An 18,707-nucleotide genomic window follows, 5' to 3' on the forward strand; every position below is an offset into this window, starting at 1 on the left:
TGTCAGAACTGTTCAAGCAGGCGGACCGTCCGGCTGACGGGCAGGCCCATAATGGTGTAATAATCCCCCTCAATGGCATCCAGCCAGACCGCCGCGCGGCCCTGGATGGCGTAGGCACCGGCCTTATCGTAGGGTTCCTCTGTGGCGGCGTACCGCTCGATCTCCTCCTCGCTCAGCGGGAAGAAGGTGACCTTGCAGGTATCCACAAAGCTCTCGGTGCGGGTGCCATCGGAAACGCAGACACCGGTGTGCACATAGTGGGTCGCGCCGGACAGCGCGCGGAGCATCCGTCTGGCATCGTCCGGGCTGTGAGGCTTGCCGAACACCTCGCCGTTCACATCCACCACGGTATCGCAGCCCAGCACCACGGCACCGGGGTGTTCCTTGGCCACAGCAAGGCACTTGCCCCGGGCAAGCTGTTCCACCAGCCGGGCGGGGGTATCCGCCGTCACGGCATCCTCGTCAAAATCGCTGACGCAGACGGTAAAATCCGTCGTGTACAGGCTCAACAGCTCTTTCCGGCGGGGGCTCTGGGAAGCCAGGATCAGATCTTTCATACGCTTCACTTCCCCGTTGAGCCAAAGCCGCCCGCGCCGCGCTGGGTATCCCCCAGTTCGGCCGCCTGAGCAAAGGCAGCGGTATACACCGGTGCAATGCAGAGCTGTGCCACACGCTCACCGGGCTGGATGGTATAGGCCTCGGTGCCCAGATTGATCATGGGCACCTTCAGTTCCCCGCGGTAGTCACTGTCCACCACACCCACGCCGTTTGCCATGCACAGGCCGTGCTTGATGGAAAGGCCGCTGCGGGCATAGACCAGCGCCACAGCGTGGGGGCCGGGCAGCTCGATGGCAAGGCCAGTGGGCACCAGTGCCCGCTGCATGGGGGCCAGTGTCAGGGGCTCATCCAGCACGGCGCACAGGTCGGCCGCCGCTGCCCCCGGCGTTGCATAGGCGGGCACCTTGGCCCGGGGGTCCAATACTTTATAGTTTACGGTGATCGGTTCCATAGTATACCTCTTGTTAAAGTTATATTCGGGCGTGTTCCGGGAGCTTTCTCCTCGGACACGAAACGGGCCATTCCATCGCCCGCCCTACTGCCTGCGGCAGCAGGGTCCCACCCCAGCGGACGGTCCTCGGAGAAACTCTCGGCTCCCGCCCGGGGAAACTGCATCTTTAGTTGGTCCCCTTGAAATAAAGTCCTCTTGTAAACTCTCCCTCAAAGGGTGCGTGGACACGGATACTGTCCAGAATGGCGGCTGCTTCCTCCCGGGATTCCAGTGTGAAGTAGGCCACGCCGTAGTCCACAGTCAGAGCACCGGGCTTATCACCCATATAAATAGGTACGGGGTTATAGATTGTCCGCACGCCCATGCCGCAGCGCACCGGGAACTTTTTGGCCTTGCGGTCGGTCAGTTCCCCTGCTTTATTGCAGTGGGCGCAGTCATGGATGTTCTGCAGCGGGCAGGCACGGGTGACCATCAGCGGCATGTGGCCATAGACCAGCACACCGGTGGGCACAGGCTTGCCGTTATGAGTGGGGGCAATGGTGCTGATATCGCTGTCCTTGACTTCGGGCAGGATGAGCACACTGTTCAGGCCATGGTCGGCGTAGGACTGTGCTGCCATCTGGTTGGTGACATTCAGGCCAAAGCCGCCGCTCATCGGCAGGCCACGGCAGAGCCGCAGGTGGGCGATGTTGCTTACCTCATAGCCCGCAAAACCCGCATCCTGGGTGGCGGCAATGCGGCGGGCGGTGTCCTCCTCCAGCGCGCCGAACATCACGCGCGGCAGCTCCAGAAGGGTCTTTTCCCGCCACTCCCGGGGCACCCGGTCGGCCTGCGCAATGGGCAGGATGAGATACTCCACCCCGCTCAGGGCCTGCTCCGGCACCTGCTCCCAAGCTTCAAAGCGGGCGCGCAGGGTGCGGTGAGGCGGCAGAGTGCGCAGGGGCAGCGCATCCGGCTCCACCTCGTGTACCGGCCAGGGGCGCAGGACCTCCCGCTTTTTCAGCAGGGCCTCCAGCGCATCCCGGCGCAGCTCGTTCACGGCACTGCCCGGCACGAACCAGGGGCCGCCGTCCATCTCCACATCGATCTTTTCCACTGCAAAGGGGGTGCCACCCGTCTTGGAAAGGCTGCGCTGCAGGCTCTCGGTGGGGTCGGTGCGGGCAGGCTGCGGTTCCGCATCGCCGTAGGCAAAGGCTTTGTTGCCGTCCGCGTCGGTCACGGTCAGCTTCTCGCCGCCCTCTTCGATCTCCAGCCTGAACTGCACCGGCACTCGGCTGCGCTCGCGGCGGTAGAGCTCGCGCAGGGCAGGCAGGGTCTTTTTGGTCAGCTCCGCATCGGCTTCGCTGCGCACACCGAACATGGTGCCGTCGATCTTTCCATCCAGATAGCCGGAGGTGAATCCGGAGCGGCTGAACGCATTTTTCAGCAGGTCACGGTCGTAGGCGCGGCCCTCGCGGCCTGCCAGACAGGCGCTGACCGCCGCCGCCACATACTCCGGCGTGCGCAGACGGCCCTCGATTTTGGCCGATGCCACGCCAACGGCCTGCATCCGATCCAGCTTGTCGATGACGGAGTTATCCTTCAGGGAAAGGTGGTGCAGACGGCCCGGCTTGCCCTCGGGCAGCGGGTTTGCCTCAAAGGGCAGGCGGCAGGGCCCGGCGCAGGAGCCCCGGTTGCCGCTGCGACCGCCCAGGAAGGCCGACATATAGCACTGGCCGCTGACACACATGCAGAGCGCGCCGTGGACAAAGCACTCCGTCTCGATGCCGCAGTGCTTTGTGATGTGCTCCACCTCGGGCAGGCTCAGCTCACGGGCCAGCACCACCCGGGTAAAGCCCAGCTCCTTCAGCTCCAATGCGCCCTGCAGGGTGTGGACGCTCATCTGGGTGGAACCGTGGCGGGGCAGGTCGGGGGCGATCCGCCCGATGAGCTGTGCCACCGCCAGATCCTGGCAGATGACCGCATCCGCGCCGCTCTCGGCCACAGCCTTCACGGCACCGGCCAGCGCGGCCAGCTCTCCGCCGTAAACGGTGGTGTTCAGTGCCACGTGCACCTTGACCCCCCGCGCGTGGCAGAACCGGACTGCCTCCTTCAGGCTGTCCGCATCAAAATTTCCGGCTCCTGTGCGGGCATTGAAGCCCGAAAAGCCCAGATATACCGCGTCCGCACCGCTGAACACCGCAGCGCGGAGCATCTCTTCACTGCCCACCGGGGCAAGGATCTCGATCTTTGGCATAATACTCCCTTTGTTCCGGCGCGCTCACCGCGCCCCCATTCACGCTTCCGTCTTTGCTTCCCGGTCGGCCTTCTGCTTGGCCTGCAGGCGTGCCAGCTGCTCCCGCAGGGCATCGTTTTCACGCCGCAGCGTTTCATTTTCCGTTCTCACCTTATCCTCAGCCAGCTTTGCCCTGGCGGCATCGGCAATATAATCCTGGATCTGGCTGCGCATATTCTCGGCGCTGCCGGTGCTCTTTTTGTACTCGTCCAGATAATCCATGGCGCAGAACACCGCCGCCTTGGTCACCGAAAGGTTTTCGTTGGTGTCCAGCAGCTTGGTGATATCCTCATCCAGCCGTTTGGCCAGAGAGGCGATATACTTTTCGGAATCCGTCGTTGCGATCGCATAGGGCGCGCCCGCAATGGTCACTCTCACTTTATTAACCATCGTATCCTCACTAATAATTACTCTGAGCGGAGTTTGTGGCCGAGTTTCCTGCCCCGGTGCACGCTTTTGCCCCCGCCGGGACAACCGTTCACTTCTTATTATAATATAAATGCGCTCCAAGAGAAAGTGTTATTTTTGAATTTTTTGCATATTTACCAGAAAGATTGTGACAAAAATGTCAGTTACGGCAAAAATCGGCGTTTTTCCTTGCATTTACGAATAGAACTGATTATAATGTTCTTGTTGTGGTAACAGGGAGAGGGAAAGAGGAGAAGTTCCCTGTTGCGATATTTCAAAACAGCACAAGTGTGTGTGCGGATAGGAGTTCCTTATGACTACAAAAGAATTTGCAAAAATTCTTCAGGATAAGCTGACCAGCGAGTACGGCGTGGATCTGAGCGTTGCTTCCAAGCAGCAGATCTACCGCTCTCTTGCCCTGATCTGCCGTCAGATGATGAGCGAGAACCACAAGAAGTTCCAGTCCAAGGCCATTGGCACCGGTACCAAGCAGGTATACTACCTCTGCATGGAGTTTCTGATGGGCCGCAGCCTGAAGATGAGCCTGTTCAACCTGGGTCTGGAAGATGTTGCCCAGAAGGTGCTGGCTGATGCCGACATCAACATCGAGGGCATCTTTGAGGAAGAGCCCGATGCAGGCCTGGGCAACGGCGGTCTGGGCCGTCTGGCTGCCTGCTATCTGGACGGCATGGCCACCACCGGCATCTGCGGCACCGGCTACTCCATCCTGTACGAGTACGGCATTTTCAAGCAGAAGATCGTGGACGGCTGGCAGCAGGAGCGCGCTGACAACTGGCTGCCCGGCGGTCAGGTCTGGCTGAAGAGCCACCCCGATCAGGCCATCGAGGTCCGCTTTGACGGCGAGATCCGCGAGAACTGGGATCACGGCTTCCACTATATCCAGCACACCAACTACAACAGCGTTATGGCTGTGCCCTCCGACATGTATGTGCAGGGCTACGACGGCAAGGGCGTTGCCAAGCTGCGCCTGTGGCAGGCCAAGGCTCCTGACTTTGATATGTCCAGCTTCTCTCTGGGCAACTACAACACTGCCATGAGCAAGAACGCCAGCGCCGAGCTGATCTCCAAGGTGCTGTACCCCAACGACAACCACATTGAAGGCAAGATCCTGCGCCTGCGCCAGCAGTACTTCCTCTCTGCCGCATCCATCGGCGATATCGTGCAGAACCACCTGTCCACCTACGGCACGCTGGAGAATCTGGCCGACAAGGTCGCCATCCAGCTGAACGACACCCATCCCACGCTGGCCATCCCCGAGATGATGCGCATCCTGCTGGACGAGTGCGGCTTTGACTGGGATAAGGCCTTTGAGATCTGCCAGAAGGTCTTTGCCTACACCAACCACACCGTTATGGCCGAGGCTCTGGAGAAGTGGAATGTGGATATCTTCAAGATGACCCTGCCCCGCATCTACCAGATCGTGGTCGAGATGAACCGCCGTGCCCGCGAGGAGCTGGAGAAGGCATTCCCCGGCGATGAGGGCAAGATCAACTACATGGCCCTGATCGGCGACAACCAGGTCCGCATGGCAAACATCTGCGCCTACACCGCCAACAGCATCAACGGCGTGTCCAAGCTGCACAGCGAGATCATCAAGGAGAGCGTGTTCCACGATTACTACCTGTTCAAGCCTCAGGCCTTCAAGAACGTGACCAACGGCATCGCTTACCGCCGCTGGCTGCTGGCCTCCAACCCTGAGCTGTGCAAACTGCTGGACGAGACCATCGGCGAGGAGTACAAGCACGACGCTTCCAACCTCTCCAAGCTGAACAAGTATGCGGACGACAAGACCGTGCTGAAGCGCATCAACGAGATCAAGCTGAACAACAAGAAGAACTTTGCCGCCTATCTCGAGAAGAGCACCGGCCAGGTCATCGACCCCAATTCCATCTTCGACTGCCAGGTCAAGCGGATGCACGAGTACAAGCGTCAGCACCTGAACGCCCTGAACATCGCCGCTCAGTACCTGTATCTGAAGGAGAACCCCAACGCCGACTTCATCCCCAAGACCTATATCTTCGGCGCAAAGGCTGCCCCCGGCTACTACATGGCCAAGCAGATGATCCGGATGATCTGCAAGCTGGGCGACCTGATCAACAATGACCCCGCCGTGCGCGACAAGCTGCGCGTGGTCTATCTGGAAGAGTACTGCGTCTCCCTGAGCGAGCACCTGATGCCCGCTGCCGAGGTCTCTGAGCAGATCTCTCTGGCAGGCACCGAGGCTTCCGGTACCGGCAACATGAAGTTCATGCTGAACGGTGCCATCACGCTGGGTACGCTGGACGGCGCAAACGTCGAGATCGCCGATGCCGCCGGCAAGGAGAACGAGCTGATCTTCGGTATGCTGACCCCCGAGGTCAACAACCTCAAGCAGGTGGGCTACCACCCCAGCGCCTTCATCATGGGCGATGACGTGGCAAATGCCGCTCTGAACTTCCTGGAGCGCGGCTGGAACGGCGAGGACTTCCACGAGGTCACCGAGAACCTGCGCACCAGCGATCCTTATATGGTCATGGCCGACTTCAAGGATTACCGCCGTGCTCAGGCCGACCTGCAGCGCCTGTATGCTGACCGCGAGAAGTGGGCACAGATGAGCCTGAAGAACACCGCCAACAGCGGCATCTTCAGCGCAGACCGTTCTGTGCTGGATTACGCCCGCGATATCTGGCACGCTTCTGCTGTGAAGTAATTGGAAAGGTTACCCCCCCCCCCCAGTCACCTGCGGTGACAGCCCCCCTAGTAGTGGGGCCTCTGGCGTTACGGGAGGTTTTACAGCTTTTCCTTTACGCACAGACTTCACCGTTCTGCCAAGGCCTCCCCTACTAGGGGAGGTGGCAATGCGAAGCATTGACGGAAGGGTTTAGCACAAATATATCTCTGCCCCGGAGCCATTACGGAACCGGGGCTTTTTTTGAGAAAGGAACGACCCCACTTGTCTTGTCTGTTCAACAGTTTTGACCCCTATTTCAAGCAGCCCTTTGGTGCGGTGCGCGCCGGGCAGACTGTCCGGCTGTCGCTCTGCATCCCCGAGGAGCTGGGCTATGTAGATCCGCACCTTGTCCTGAAAAAAGAGGGCAAGTTCGATGTTCCCGTCTACTACCGGATGAACTTCGATGGCCAGACCCCCAGGCAGAACCACTTTTCTGTGGAAGTGCCTCTGAATGACCCGGGCCTCTACTTCTACTACTTCGACCTCTACACCGACTTCCGCCGCATCGTGCGCGGCCCCGACAACTGCGGCGTGATCAGCTGGCAGGATGGCGAAAGCTGGCAGATCACGGTCTATGAGCAGGACTTTGAGACCCCCGAAAGCATCAAGGGTAAGGTGTTCTATCAGATCTTCCCGGACCGCTTCTGCGAAGGGGTGGAGAACAAGCCCATGCCCTTTGCCGACCGCATCTATCAGGCCGACAAGCACGCCGAGCCCTTCTGGCAGCCCAACGAGGTGGGTGGTCACCTGAATGAGGACTATTTCGGCGGCGACCTCAAGGGCATCCAGCAAAAGCTCCCTTACCTGCACGAGATGGGGGTGGATTTCATCTACCTCAACCCCATCTTTGAGGCCCACTCCAACCACCGCTACAACACCGCCGACTACCTGAATGTGGACCCCCTGCTGGGCACCAACGAGGATTTTGAGGCACTGTGCACCGCCGCCCAGAAGTACGGCATCGGCATCGTGCTGGACGGCGTGTTCAGCCACACCGGCTCCGACAGCCGCTACTTCAACCGCGAGGGCCGCTATGGCGAGGGCGGCGCGTACCGGGACCCCAACTCCCCTTACCGCTGCTGGTACGATTTCGGCCCCCAGTACAAGGGCGGCTACCGCAGCTGGTGGGGCTTTGAGACCCTGCCCGAGGTCAACGAGGAGACCCCCTCCTATGTGGAGTTCATCACCGGCCCGGGCGGTGTCATCGACACCTGGCTGCGGCGCGGCGCAGCAGGCTTCCGGCTGGATGTAGCCGACGAGCTGCCCGACGAATTCATTGAGAAGGTGCGCGCCGCCGTCAAGCGGGTCAGCCCCGAAAAGTTCCTGCTGGGCGAGGTGTGGGAGGATGCCACCACCAAGTTCGGCTTCAATAAGCGCCGCACCTATCTGCTGGGCAAGGGTCTGGACAGCGTGATGAACTACCCCTTCAAGAACGCCGTGCTGGATTTCGTCAAGGGCAAGCCCGCCGAGCAGGCCATGACGGAGATCCTGACCATCTGCGAACACTACCCTGCCCCGGCCATGGACACCGCCCTGAACTTCCTCTCCACCCACGACACCGAGCGTGCCCTGACCGTGATCGCTGACGAGCCCGCCAATGGCCGGGGCCGCGCGTGGCAGAGCGGCCGCTGTGTGACCGGCGATGCCTACGAGGAGGGCCTGCTCCGCCTGCGGATGGCCTACGCCATCATCTACACCCTGCCGGGTGTGCCCTGCCTGTACTACGGCGACGAGATTGCCATGCAGGGCTACCGGGACCCCTTCAACCGGGCTTTCTTCCGGTGGGATGCCCACGAGCAGCGCCTGCGCCCCGTGCTGGCACAGCTGGCACAGCTCCGCCACACCTGCGAGGCTTTCCGCACCGGCCAGCTGCGGGTCCTGCGTGCCGAGGACGGCATCCTGCACTACCAGCGGGTGGGCAAGGTGGAGACCGCGGAGATCATCGTCAACCGCACCGAGCATATCATCGTGGAGACCCTTGCCAGCGGCAAGAGCACTGAGGTGAATCCCATGGGCTTCACCATCGTGGTGGAAGAGGTGGGGCATAACCCGAACCACAGCTACTATGATTATGTATAAGGAAACGGATTAAACCTCTCCGTCATCTTCGCTGACGCGGCGAAGCCTGCGACTGAGAGGTTGAACAGAGCAGCACTCGCCCTTAAATAACAACATATTGTCATTTCCACGCCTTTGTTATATAATAAACGAAGAAGGAGGGATGTTCGATGTCCATTGACCCCATTTTCTGGCTCCTTGCCGCCGTCGGTTTCCTGGCGCTGGAGGGCATGACCTTCAGCATGGTATCCGTCTGGTTTGCGGCAGGCAGCGCGGCAGCCCTGCTCTGCTGCCTGTTCACCCACTCGTTCCGGGTGCAGGCGGTGGTGTTCATTGCGGTCAGCGCGGTCTGTCTGCTGGCATTCAAGCCGCTGGCCAAACGGCTGCACAAGCAGCCCACCCCCACCAACGGTGACCGCGCCCTTGGCCGGGAGGCCCGGGTATTGACCCCCGTTTCTGCCCAGCAGACGGGCCGGGTGCGGCTGGATGGCGTGGACTGGAGCGCCCGCTGCGCCACCCCCGGCGATACCCTGACCCCCGGGCAGGCCTGCCGGGTCACCGAGATCCACAGCACCCTGCTCATCGTGGAACCCATCCTGACCGAATCCATCAACCACTGAAAAAAGGAGCGTCTCTATGCCTATCATGCTGTTCGTGATCCTCGCGCTCATCTTTGTCATCCTGCTCATCGTCGTCACCAACATCGTCATCGTGCCTCAGTCCATGGTGTACGTTGTGGAGCGTCTGGGCAGCTACTCCGACACCTGGTCGGCCGGCCTGCATGTCAAGATCCCGTTCATTGAGCGGATCGCCAAAAAGGTCAGCCTGAAGGAGCAGGTCGCGGACTTTCCTCCCCAGCCTGTGATCACCCGCGATAACGTTACCATGCAGATCGACACCGTGGTGTTCTTCCAGGTCATGGATGCCAAGCTCTACACCTACGGTGTCAACCAGCCCATCGCAGCCATCGAGAGCCTTTCCGCCACCACCCTGCGCAACATCATCGGTGAGATGGAGCTGGATCACACCCTGACCAGCCGCGATGTCATCAACGGCAAGATCACGGCCATCCTCGATGAAGCCACCGACAAGTGGGGCATCAAGGTCAACCGCGTGGAGGTCAAGAATATCATCCCGCCGCGCGAGATCCAGGAAGCCATGGAGAAGCAGATGAAGGCAGAGCGCGAAAAGCGCGCCGTCATCCTGAAGGCCGACGGTGAGAAGCAGGCCGCCATCACCGCCGCCGAGGGCGAAAAGGAAGCCGCCATCCTCCGTGCCGATGCCGTCAAACAGCAGCGCATTCTCGAAGCTGAGGGCGAGGCGCAGGCCATTCTCGCGGTGCAGAAGGCCAACGCCGATGCCATCCGCCTGCTGAACGAGGCTATGCCCAACGACAAGGTGCTGGCTCTGCGCAGCCTGGAAGCACTGGCCAAGGTCGCCAACGGCAAGGCCACCAAGATCATCATTCCGTCGGAGCTGCAAAATCTGGGCGGCGTTGTGCCCAGCATCAAGGAGCTTCTGACCGACCCGAAAGAGGACTGATCCATGATCTACGATACCCTGAACAATCTCCCCAACTATCTGGGCCTGTGCAGCAGTCTGGACAGCGTCATCGAGTTCATCATGGCGCGGGATATCAACAACCTGCCCGCCGGGCGCACCCGCATTGATGGTGACAAGGCTGTGGTCATGGTGAGCACCGTGACCCCGCAGGCCAGCGACAAGGCCCCCTTTGTCCGGCACGACAACCACCTGACCCTTGAGACCGACCTCGAAGGCAGCGAGCTGTTTGAAGTGTCCCTGGGCGAGTTCAGCCCCACCCGGCCCGCTGACGAAGCCGCTGATACCACCGTGGGCACCGCCGGCACCAGCATTGCTGGAATGCTCTGCGAGGGCCGCTTTGCCCTCTATCTGGCCGGGGAGCCGTACAAATCCGGCTTGAAGGCCCAGGGCTGCGGCAAGCTGAAAAAGGCCGTGTTCACCATGGAGCTGGACCCGGACGAGGAAGACGAGACCGAGGCCGAATAATTCCTGAAAGCACGAACTCCACGCAGCGTAGGTTGCGTGGAGTTTTTTTGTATAGTATACTCTGGTTCAACAATTACGCTTGCCCGACTTGCCAAGGGCTCCCCTATTAGGCAACGACGACGACCGCCGCCAGTGGCGGATGAAGGGAGGAGTTGTTGGGGCCGCGGCCAGCAAGACACGAGCACAATACTTTGTGCGAAGTGGATGCTGGGAGCCGCAACCCGTACGCTGTCGAGCAACGCGAGACTGAGAGGTTTCATTCATTATGAACACATACGTCACAGGCAGCACCATCCGGCAGCTGCGGGAAACCAAGGGCCTGACCCAGGCAGAGCTTGCCGGAACGCTCTCTGTCAGCGCCAAGACCATTTCCAAGTGGGAGACCGCCAAGGGTCTGCCCGATATCTCCCTGCTGGAACCGCTGGCTGCGGCTCTGGGGGTCAGCGTGCTGGAGCTGATGCAGGGAGAACCCATTATCAACCGGAACCGGGCAGCCAACCTGCTGCGGAGCAAGCTCTACGTCTGCCCTCTCTGCGGCAATGTGCTCCACGCCACCGGACAGGCTGTGGTGAGCTGCTGCGGCATCACCCTGCCTGCGCTGGACATCGCCGAAGCCGATGATGCCGACGAGCATCATCAGTTGACTGTGGAGCGGGTGGAGGACGAGCTCTTCGTCACCCTGCACCACCCCATGGAGAAAAACCATTACATCTCGTTTCTGGCCTACCTCACCGGCGATAAGCTGCAGCTGGTCAAGCTCTACCCCGAGGGAGATGCCTCTGCCCGCTTCTCCCTGCGGGGCGCAGGTGTGCTTTACTTCTACTGCAACTGCCACGGCCTGATGAAGGCTCCGGATTTCCGCACCGCCACCCGGCGCACCTCACCCCAGAAGATCCACCTGCGGGAGCCGGATGAGGGCGACCGGGAACAGGTAATGGCCTACCGGGAAGAATTTCTGGCCATCAACTCCCGGATGGACGGCACCTCGGCTCTGGACAAATATGCCGACTTCGATGCCTGGCTGGCCCAACTCCGCAAGCTGAAAGACCCGGCCACAACCCCCGCCGGTCTCGTGCCCGCCACGGAGTATCTGGCTCTGGATGAGCACGAGCATCTGGTGGGCATGACCAACCTGCGCCACCGGCTCAACGATTACCTGCTGACCTACGGCGGGCACATCGGGTACAGCGTCCGCCCCTCGGAGCGGCAGAACGGCTACGCCACCCAGATGCTTCGCCTGACGCTGGAAAAGGCAAAAGAACGAGGCATCGAAAAGGTGCGCATCTGCTGCGACCATTACAACGTTGCCTCAGCAAAGACCATCCGCGCCAACGGCGGCGTGCTGGAGGACGAGCAGTTCGATTCCTCCGATGGAACGCTGACACAGCGGTATTGGATACAGAATAAGTAAAAAGAGGCTGTTGCCAAACTCCTTCCGTCATCGCTCACGCGATGCCACCTCCCTCAATGAGGGAGGCTTTCACAGATTGCCATTACGTCAAGGCTCCCTCCAAGAGGGAGCTGGCGCGGCGAAGCCGTGACTGAGGGAGTTGTCGGCAGCAGCCTTTCTCTATTTCAGCCCAAATGGAACATATCGATCAGCACCACGGCGGCCAGGCCATAGTAGACCACCACAGCCACCAGATCATTGATGGTGGTGATGAGCGGGCCGGAAGCCACGGCGGGGTCGATGTGGATCTTATGGAACAGCATGGGGATGACCGTGCCCACCAGGCTGGAGATCACCATAGCCACGACCAGAGATATGCCCACACAGCCCGAGAGCAGGAAGGCTTCACCCCAGGCGTAGGCCTTGAAGAAGTGGATGTAGCCGCCCAGGAAGCCCAGCGCCAGCACGGCCAGCAATGCACCGTTGGTCAGGCCCACCCGCATTTCCTTCCAGAGCAGCTGGAGTTTTTTGGCAGTGGTCAGGTTCTCGTCCACCAGCACACGGATGGTCACAGCCAGCGACTGGGTGCCCACATTGCCGGCCATATCCAGCACCATGGACTGGAAGCAGATGACGATGGGCAGCACCGCCACCACCGATTCAAACGCACCCACCACCGAGGACACCAGCATCCCGAGGAACAGCAGGGCAATCAGCCAGGGCAGGCGCTTTTTCACACTCTGGAACACACCCTCGTTCAGATCCTCCTCACTGGTCAAGCCGCCGAGTTTTGCGTAATCATCGCCCATCTCGTCGTCCACCAGCTCGACCACATCCGCCGAGGTGATGATGCCCAGCAGCTTCCCGCTGTCGTTCAGGACAGGGAGCGAGCGCTCGGCGTAGTCCACGATGCGGTCGATGCAGTCGCTGATCTTCTCGTGGTCGGTGACGTAGGGGTAGGAGCGTGCGATCAGCTTTTCCAGGCGCTCCTCCGCACGGGCCACGATGAGGTCTTTCAGGTCAATGGCACCATAAAAGTGCTCGTTCTCATCCACTACATACAGGGTGGAGATGTTATCGTTCTCGCCTGCCTGCTTCACCAGCTCACTCATGGCCTGCCGGATGGTCATATCCCTGCGGATGCAGATGTAGTTGGTGGTCATGCAGCTGCCGATCTCGTCCTCGTGATAGGAGAGCAGCAGCTTCACATCATCGGCGGCATCCTTGTCCAGCTGGTGGACGATCTTTGCCTTGTCGTCCTCTTCCAGGTCATCCAGAGCATCTACGGCATCGTCCGAATCCATGTGGGAGATGACCCGGGCGGCCCGCTCGGGGTCCAGCTCCTTCAGGTAAGGCTCTGCGTCGTCCAGATAGGAGAAGATCTCTGCCACCGTATCCACGCCCAGTACGGTGTACACCTTCTGGCGCTCCTCCGGTGTCAGGGCCGTCAGGGCATCGGCCAGGTCGTTTTCATGGTAATCGGACAGCTTTTCAGCCAGCTCTGCCTGCGGCAGACCGCTGTGGATGATGTCCAGAATCTCCTGCACATAATTTTTCTTCTGCATGGTTTGGTCCCTCCGTTTCCCGTTTTCGGGCATAAAAAATACACCGCATCGGTCTGGTTACAACTCCTGCGGTGTACAAAGGGCATGCAGTTCAGGATGCGGCTAACACGTTTGCACGGCCCGCATCGCAGGAGAAGCGTTGTTTGGGGTGATCCGTATGGTCACTGGACATGGAAACAAACTCCTCCTTGGTGTAAGATTTTTCTTTCAGCCCCGTTATCATACTACGCCGGGCCGGATTTTTCAAGCCCTTTTACAGTTTTTTTACCGAATTATTGCTATATTGCACAAAGAAGAGCTTACTTCTTATACTTTCCATACCATGCCACCGACACCCGCCAGGACACGGCATACAGGGCCAGTACCGCCAGCAGAAGCACTGCGGCCAGCCAGAGGGGCACAGGCAGCGGCCCACTTCCCGGGCCGTTCTGCTGCAGTTCATCCATCACGGCACCGCCGCCGCCCAGCAGGGCACCCAGTCCGGCAAAGGTCAGGACGTAGATCATGCGGGCTTTTTCAGCCCCAAAGCGGTACAGCAGCGGCAGGGAAATACCGTTGATCAGCAGGATGGCACACACACTGCCCGCCAGCAGGGACAGCGCATCCTTATCCGGGGTCGTTCCGGTGCGCAGAGAAATCACCGTTATGAACAGTCCTCCAATTACAACAGCCGCCGCAGCGCAGAACAGACCGATGAGGTATTTTTCCGCCACCAGCGTCTTTTTGCTCACCGGAAGTGTCCGGCCATACTCCACCCAACCGACGCTCTGGTCGTAGGTGAGCAGGTTCACCGGCAGGATGCCCAGAAAAACGGCCGCATAACTCACCGGGAACACATAGGCGTTCGATGTGCTGAACACCAAGATCACCAGCACAAATGCAACCGTCAGGTACATGGTTTTCATACTGGTTCTGACCTGATACCAATCCTTCAACAGCAAACCTTTCATCGCACATTCTCCCCTTTCACCATCAAAACGAACAGTTCTTCGATGCTCACCGGTGTCAGGGTGCTGCCCGCCGGGACAAGTTCCCTCTTCACCAGTGCCTCGGCCCCGTAGGCTGTCACCCGACGGCTGACGATGGCGTTTTTATCCAGCTCCTCCAATTGCCCGGCAGTGCCGTGCCAAAGGGCGTACTCCTCCCGCAGGGTGTCCTTATCTTCGCAGAGCAGAAGCCTGCCCTTGTGCAGAAAAGCAATGGTATCGCAGAGCTTTTCCAAATCGCTGACGATGTGGGACGAGATCAAAATTGCATGGTTCTCATCCCGCACAAAGTCCAGCAGCAGATCGATGAGCTCATCCCGCACCACCGGGTCCAGACCGCTGGTGGCTTCGTCCAACAGCAGCAGCTTGGGGTGATGAGAAAGTGCCACGGCAAGGCACTGCTTCATCTTCATGCCGGTGGAGTAGTCGCCGTACTTCTTGTTCTCCGGAAGGTCAAAGCGGCGGCACCAGTCGGCGTAGGCGGCGGCATCCCAATTGGGATAGATGCCCGCCATCACTTTCCCCACCTGCGGCGCGGTCAGGCAGGTGGGGATGCCCTCGCCGCCCAGCACCACGCCGATATCGGCTTTGGCAAGCGGGGTGATCCCCTCCTGCCCGAACAGCTTCACAGTGCCAGCGTCCCCGTCGATCATGTCCAGAATCAGCTTAATGGTGGTGCTCTTGCCCGCGCCGTTCTCACCGATCAGCCCGCAGACTGTGCCGCCGGGCAGTTCGAGATCAATGGGCCCCAGCGTAAAATCCGGGTAGTGCTTTTCAAGGTCGTGCAGTTCTAATGCGTTCATGGTTCATTCCTCCCACAGCAATTCCAACATTTCGGTCAGTTCCTGTTTGGTCAGCCCGCAGGGAGCCGCCAGCCGTACGGCTTCCGTCAGGTGTGCTTCGATTTTTTTCAGGTTCTCTTCCCGGAGCAGCTCGGTGTTTTTCGCTGCCACGAAAAAGCCCTTGGCGGGCACCGCATACAAAAAGCCCTCCTGTTCCAGCTCATCGTAGGCCCGCTTTGTAGTAATAACACTGATGCGCAGATCCCGCGCCAGCCCCCGGATGGACGGCATAGCTTCCTCCGGCTGCAGTTCCCCGTTCAAAATCTGGTTCTTGATCTGGGTGTAGAGCTGCTCGTAGATGGGTGCACCGCTCTTGTTATCGATGAAGAGATTCATGTCTGCCGCCTCCGTTGCATCTGTATATTTACAGTATATACAGTAGATACACAGTTGTCAATAGGCAGACACAAAAAAGCAGCTCTCCCATTTGGACGGGAAAGCTGCTTTTTTCATCTGATCAGGCTCTGACTGTGGGGCGGCTTAGTAGGCCACGCCCCAGTAGACCATCTTGCTGGCGGGCTTGCCGCAGCAGGGGCAGACATCGCTGATGTGCTCCTGCTCAAAGGGCATGCAGCGGCTGGACAGGCCAGCCTCTTCCTTCATCTTCATCTCGCAGGCCAGGTCGCCGCACCACATGGTCTTGATGTAGCCGGTGTTGGCCTTGGCCAGCTCCTTGACCTCCTCCATGGTGGTGGCTGCCCAGGTGCGCTTCTCGCGGTTGGCGAGGGCACGCTCGTACAGGTCCTTGCGCAGGGCCTCCAGCTGGGCCGGGATCGCGGTCTCCAGCTCGTCCAGGCTCACGAAGATCTTTTCACGAGTGTCGCGGCGAACCAGCACGCACTGGTTCTTTTCCAGATCCTTGGGGCCGATCTCCAGGCGCAGGGGCACGCCCTTCATCTCCCACTGGGAGAACTTCCAGCCGGGGGCGTTGTCGCTGTCGTCCAGCTTGACGCGGGCATACTTGCTGATCTTCTCAGCCAGCTCGGCGGCCTTCTCGGAAACGCCGGGCTTGTGGGCGGCGATGGGCACGACCACGACCTGGATGGGGGCCACTGCCGGGGGCAGGATCAGGCCGTCGTCATCGCCGTGGGTCATAATGATGGCACCCACCAGACGGGTGGAAACACCCCAGCTGGTCTGGAACGGGTGATGCAGCTGGTTGTCGCGGCCGGTAAAGGTCACGTCGTAAGCCTTGCTGAACTTATCGCCGAAGTAATGGCTGGTGCCGCTCTGCAGGGCCTTGCCGTCCTTCATCATGGCTTCGATGGTATAGGTAGCCTCGGCACCGGCAAACTTCTCCTTATCGGTCTTGCGGCCCTTGACAACAGGGATGGCCAGATCCTGCTCACAGACATCCGCGTAGCAGTTCAGCTGCTGCTGGGTCTCGGCCTCGGCCTCGGCGGCAGTCTCGTGGATGGTGTGGCCTTCCTGCCACCAGAACTCACGGCTGCGCAGGAAGGGACGTGTGGTCTTTTCCCAGCGCACCACGCTGCACCACTGGTTGTACTTCATGGGCAGCTCACGGTAGCTGTGCAGCACGCGGGACCAGTGGTCACAGAACATGGTCTCGCTGGTGGGACGCACCGCCAGGCGCTCTTCCAGCTTATCAGAGCCGCCCATCGTGACCCACGCCACCTCCGGCGCGAAGCCATTGACCAGCTCGCCTTCCTTCTGCAGCAGGCTCTCGGGGATCAGCACGGGCATGGCCACGTTCTCGTGGCCGGTTGCCTTGAACCGGGCATCCATGTCCTTCTGGATCAGTTCCCAGATGGCCTGACCATAGGGGCGCAGGATGATGAAGCCCTTGACACTGGAGTACTCCACCAGCTCTGCCTTGACGCAGATGTCGGTGTACCACTGTGCAAAGTTTTCTTCCTGGCTGGTGATCGCCTGCACAAGCTTCTTGTTGTCTTTTGCCATTTTGTTATATCCTCCTAAGCCGTGCGCCAAACGCCTGTGTTCCAGCCGTTCCGCACGAGCTCATATTAAAAGCCCCGCTGCAGTGCCGCCGTGTGCAGCGCTGCGGATGCGGGGCCTTTTTGCAAAACCGTTATCAGCCCTTGTGGCTGTCCACAAATTCCACCACGTCGCCCACGGTGCGCAGATTCTCGATGGCATCGTCCGGCACTTCAATGCCGAACTCATCCTCCAGCGTCATCACCATGTCCACGATATCCAGGCTGTCGGCCTCGAAATCACTCATAATGTCGCTCTCCATCGTGATCTTAGCAGGGTCAATATCCAGCTGCTCTGCCAGCAGTGCACGGATCTTTTCAAAAGTATCCATCGTCGCGGTCTCCTTTTGTCAATGATTCTTTCTTCTCTGCCTGCACGCCCTCTCCGGCGCGCAAAAGCACTCTCTCTTTTTATATCCCATGGGCCGTATCTTGTCAAGCCCTGTTTTGCATTCCGGCCCTTTACGGGCAGAAAAAACCGATGAAAATTGCACAAAGCCCTCTTTTTTGCTTGACAGAAGCCCGTTTGATTCTTATGATTATATGTGACGAACCAAACCTCTCAGCCGTGCTGCATCAGCATGGCCGCAGAGGTCCCGCCTGTAAAGGAGAATGCTCCATGAAATTGTCATTTACCAAGATGCAGGGCTGTGCCAATGATTACATCTATCTGGACTGCCGTGCATCCGGTGTGCCCGCAGACATTGCCGCACTTGCACAGCGGCTCTCTGCCCGGCATTTTTCCGTGGGTGCGGACGGCATCATCTGCATCTGCGCCCCTGTGACCCCCGGGGCCGATGGCCGGATGCGCATTTTCAACGCGGACGGCAGCGAGGCCCAGATGTGTGGCAACGGCGTGCGCTGTGTGGCCGAGTGGCTCTACACCCACGGGGTGGAAAAGCCTGTCCTGACCATCGACACCAACAGCGGTGTCAAGCGCATTACCCGGCAGGGCGCACAGCTGTGGCAGGTGGAGATGGGCGCTTACAGCACCCTGCCGGCCGACCTGCCTGCCATCCACATGGGCGAAGGCCCGCTGGTGGATCAGCCGCTCACCGTAGAGGGAAAAGTGTGGAAGGTGACCTGCATCAGCGTGGGCAACCCCCACTGCGTGACCGTAGTGGAGGATGTGGACAGCCTGAAGCTGGAAGCCATCGGCCCGGCGTTCGAGCATCACGCCAACTTCCCGGAGCGCATCAACACCGAGTTCGTGCAGGTGGTGGATGCTGCCCACCTGAAGATGCGGGTGTGGGAACGCGGCAGCGGCGAGACCTGGGCCTGCGGCACCGGCACCTGCGCCACCGTGGCGGCCTTGACTGAGCTGGGCATCTGCCCCGCCGGGCAGGATATCCATGTGCAGCTGCGCGGCGGTGAGCTGGTCATCCGGGTACTGCCGGGCAGGCAGCTGCTGATGACCGGCAGCGCTGTCACGGTGTACGAGGGAGTTGCGGAAGTTTAAC

17 protein-coding genes are annotated in these 18,707 nt (G+C 59.9%); 7 read left to right on the forward strand and 10 right to left on the reverse strand.

Features of this window, described 5'->3' with window-relative positions; translation table 11 throughout:
* Nucleotides 1–2: 2 nt before the first annotated feature.
* The 4 genes from J3351_RS07550 to zapA all read right to left on the reverse strand — a co-directional run bounded on the left by J3351_RS07550 (nucleotide 3) and on the right by zapA (nucleotide 3,674).
* The gene (locus J3351_RS07550; RefSeq protein WP_005932346.1) at nucleotides 3–557 is read right to left on the reverse strand and encodes a nucleoside triphosphate pyrophosphatase; all 555 of its coding nucleotides are present in this window, start codon (nucleotides 555–557) and stop codon (nucleotides 3–5) included.
* Between the two features lie 5 nt (nucleotides 558–562).
* Nucleotides 563–1,009, reverse strand: coding sequence for a dUTP diphosphatase (gene dut, locus J3351_RS07555; protein ID WP_035394001.1), 447 nt, complete (start codon nucleotides 1,007–1,009; stop codon nucleotides 563–565).
* A 166-nt stretch (nucleotides 1,010–1,175) separates the two neighbouring features.
* A complete protein-coding gene (locus tag J3351_RS07560) occupies nucleotides 1,176–3,245 on the reverse strand; it encodes a U32 family peptidase (RefSeq protein ID WP_207697453.1) in 2,070 nt (689 codons plus the stop codon).
* A gap of 39 nt (nucleotides 3,246–3,284) precedes the next feature.
* Nucleotides 3,285–3,674, reverse strand: coding sequence for a cell division protein ZapA (gene zapA, locus J3351_RS07565; protein ID WP_005932333.1), 390 nt, complete (start codon nucleotides 3,672–3,674; stop codon nucleotides 3,285–3,287).
* Between the two features lie 331 nt (nucleotides 3,675–4,005).
* On the opposite strand from zapA, the gene J3351_RS07570 reads away from it, so the two are divergent.
* The 6 genes from J3351_RS07570 to J3351_RS14305 all read left to right on the forward strand — a co-directional run bounded on the left by J3351_RS07570 (nucleotide 4,006) and on the right by J3351_RS14305 (nucleotide 11,920).
* Nucleotides 4,006–6,402 (forward strand): glycogen/starch/alpha-glucan phosphorylase, encoded by a 2,397-nt coding sequence (locus tag J3351_RS07570; RefSeq protein WP_098922739.1) that lies wholly within the window; start codon nucleotides 4,006–4,008, stop codon nucleotides 6,400–6,402.
* A 243-nt stretch (nucleotides 6,403–6,645) separates the two neighbouring features.
* Nucleotides 6,646–8,502 carry a glycoside hydrolase family 13 protein gene (locus tag J3351_RS07575; RefSeq protein WP_005932326.1) on the forward strand — a complete coding sequence of 619 codons (1,857 nt, stop codon included), beginning with the start codon at nucleotides 6,646–6,648 and terminating at the stop codon, nucleotides 8,500–8,502.
* A gap of 149 nt (nucleotides 8,503–8,651) precedes the next feature.
* Nucleotides 8,652–9,101 carry an NfeD family protein gene (locus tag J3351_RS07580; RefSeq protein ID WP_005932324.1) on the forward strand — a complete coding sequence of 150 codons (450 nt, stop codon included), beginning with the start codon at nucleotides 8,652–8,654 and terminating at the stop codon, nucleotides 9,099–9,101.
* A 16-nt stretch (nucleotides 9,102–9,117) separates the two neighbouring features.
* Nucleotides 9,118–10,023 carry an SPFH domain-containing protein gene (locus J3351_RS07585; RefSeq protein ID WP_005932322.1) on the forward strand — a complete coding sequence of 302 codons (906 nt, stop codon included), beginning with the start codon at nucleotides 9,118–9,120 and terminating at the stop codon, nucleotides 10,021–10,023.
* Between the two features lie 3 nt (nucleotides 10,024–10,026).
* Nucleotides 10,027–10,509: a YhcH/YjgK/YiaL family protein gene (locus J3351_RS07590; protein ID WP_097770624.1), complete on the forward strand. Its 483-nt coding sequence runs from the start codon at nucleotides 10,027–10,029 to the stop codon at nucleotides 10,507–10,509.
* Nucleotides 10,510–10,774: 265 nt separating this feature from the next.
* Nucleotides 10,775–11,920, forward strand: a complete 1,146-nt coding sequence (locus J3351_RS14305; RefSeq protein WP_207697454.1) for a GNAT family N-acetyltransferase — start codon at nucleotides 10,775–10,777, stop codon at nucleotides 11,918–11,920.
* A 164-nt stretch (nucleotides 11,921–12,084) separates the two neighbouring features.
* Here the strand turns inward: J3351_RS14305 and mgtE are convergent, their stop codons facing one another.
* From mgtE to acpP, 6 genes are all read right to left on the reverse strand, one after another.
* Entirely contained in the window at nucleotides 12,085–13,464 is a 1,380-nt protein-coding gene (gene mgtE, locus J3351_RS07600) for a magnesium transporter (protein ID WP_374222241.1), read from the reverse strand.
* Nucleotides 13,465–13,763: 299 nt separating this feature from the next.
* A complete protein-coding gene (locus J3351_RS07605) occupies nucleotides 13,764–14,414 on the reverse strand; it encodes an ABC-2 transporter permease (protein WP_207697456.1) in 651 nt (216 codons plus the stop codon).
* Nucleotides 14,411–15,253, reverse strand: coding sequence for an ABC transporter ATP-binding protein (locus J3351_RS07610; protein ID WP_207697457.1), 843 nt, complete (start codon nucleotides 15,251–15,253; stop codon nucleotides 14,411–14,413). The genes J3351_RS07605 and J3351_RS07610 overlap by 4 nt, the downstream gene beginning before the upstream one ends.
* Before the next feature lie 3 nt (nucleotides 15,254–15,256).
* Nucleotides 15,257–15,628, reverse strand: a complete 372-nt coding sequence (locus tag J3351_RS07615) for a GntR family transcriptional regulator (protein ID WP_207697458.1) — start codon at nucleotides 15,626–15,628, stop codon at nucleotides 15,257–15,259.
* Nucleotides 15,629–15,772: 144 nt separating this feature from the next.
* A complete protein-coding gene (proS, locus tag J3351_RS07620) occupies nucleotides 15,773–17,212 on the reverse strand; it encodes a proline--tRNA ligase (protein WP_005932298.1) in 1,440 nt (479 codons plus the stop codon).
* Nucleotides 17,213–17,345: 133 nt separating this feature from the next.
* Entirely contained in the window at nucleotides 17,346–17,579 is a 234-nt protein-coding gene (gene acpP / locus J3351_RS07625) for an acyl carrier protein (RefSeq protein WP_005932296.1), read from the reverse strand.
* A gap of 287 nt (nucleotides 17,580–17,866) precedes the next feature.
* Between acpP and dapF the strand changes: the two genes are divergently transcribed.
* On the forward strand, nucleotides 17,867–18,706 hold the full coding sequence (dapF, locus tag J3351_RS07630; RefSeq protein WP_117477291.1) for a diaminopimelate epimerase: 840 nt from the start codon (nucleotides 17,867–17,869) through the stop codon (nucleotides 18,704–18,706).
* The last annotated feature ends 1 nt before the right edge of the window (nucleotide 18,707 follow it).

This window comes from Faecalibacterium sp. Marseille-Q0746, from assembly GCF_017377595.1.
In the GTDB taxonomy this organism is placed as follows: domain Bacteria; phylum Bacillota; class Clostridia; order Oscillospirales; family Ruminococcaceae; genus Faecalibacterium; species Faecalibacterium duncaniae.